Origin of the sequence: Agrobacterium sp. ICMP 6402 (assembly GCF_009498615.1) — a bacterium.
GTDB lineage: Bacteria > Pseudomonadota > Alphaproteobacteria > Rhizobiales > Rhizobiaceae > Agrobacterium > Agrobacterium burrii.
This window is the reverse complement of record NZ_QSNV01000033.1, coordinates 1-803: the sequence shown is the minus strand read 5'-3', so window position 1 is coordinate 803 and position 803 is coordinate 1. Positions and strand designations below refer to the sequence as shown.

General features: G+C 60.1%; 1 protein-coding gene. It reads right to left on the bottom strand.

What is annotated here, in order from left to right; genetic code table 11:
• The coding region (locus DXT96_RS26820; RefSeq protein WP_153517194.1) for an elongation factor Tu at positions 1–803 on the bottom strand (803 nt) is incomplete at both ends.

Below are 803 nucleotides of genomic sequence, written 5' to 3'. Positions count from 1 at the left end.
GCCTGGCCCTGATCGAGCAGCTTGCGGAACATTTCAACGCCGGTAACCGTCGTCTTCGAGGTCGGACGAATGCCGACGATCTCGACTTCTTCACCAACCTTGACGATACCGCGCTCAACGCGACCCGTCACAACCGTACCACGGCCCGAGATCGAGAACACGTCTTCGATCGGCATCAGGAACGGCTGGTCGATCGGACGCTCAGGCGTCGGGATGTAGGCGTCAACAGCGGCCATCAGCTCGCGGATTGCGTCTTCACCGATCTTCTTGTCGGAATCTTCAAGAGCGGCAAGTGCCGAACCCTTGACGATCGGAATATCGTCGCCCGGGAAGTCGTAGGACGACAGAAGTTCGCGAACTTCAAGCTCGACGAGCTCGAGAAGCTCGGCGTCGTCAACCTGGTCGACCTTGTTGAGGAACACGACGATGGCCGGAACGCCAACCTGACGGGCAAGCAGGATGTGCTCGCGGGTCTGCGGCATCGGGCCGTCGGCGGCCGAGCAAACCAGGATCGCGCCGTCCATCTGCGCAGCACCGGTGATCATGTTCTTCACGTAGTCGGCGTGGCCGGGGCAGTCGACGTGCGCGTAGTGACGGGCAGGCGTTTCATATTCGACGTGGGCCGTCGAGATCGTGATGCCGCGAGCCTTTTCTTCAGGCGCGGCGTCGATCTGGTCATACGCCTTGAACTCGCCAAAATACTTCGTGATCGCAGCAGTCAGCGACGTCTTGCCGTGGTCGACGTGACCGATCGTGCCAATGTTGACGTGCGGCTTATTGCGCTCAAACTTGCTCTTTGCCAT